1 pseudogene is annotated in these 299 nt (G+C 43.5%); it reads right to left on the reverse strand.

Features of this window, described 5'->3' with window-relative positions:
• Positions 1-269: pseudogene (locus Q5762_RS37815) on the reverse strand (O-antigen flippase); the annotation flags it as partial.
• Positions 270-299 lie beyond the last annotated feature (30 nt).

Consider the following 299-nt stretch of genomic DNA (forward strand, 5'->3'; position numbering starts at 1 on the left):
GCACCGCGTGATAACATTGGATAAGCATATAACCAGCTTGCGATTTTCATTACATCACCGCACAGTTGCACAGCAAAGAGATCACGTGCAGGTTTAAATTCTTCGGTAAATAGTAACCAAATAGCCACATCACGCAGTAAATAAACCCCTAGCGCCAACACTATTACAATCGGCAAGATAACTCGTGCTGTTTTATGGATTTCACTAACAATGGCATCAACCCCTGTTAATGAGGCAAGCCTCGGTAGGTAATACGTGCTCAACGCCATGGTGATAACCCCAAGATACACTTCCGATAT

The organism is Streptomyces sp. P9(2023) (genome assembly GCF_032436795.1).
GTDB lineage: Bacteria > Actinomycetota > Actinomycetes > Streptomycetales > Streptomycetaceae > Streptomyces.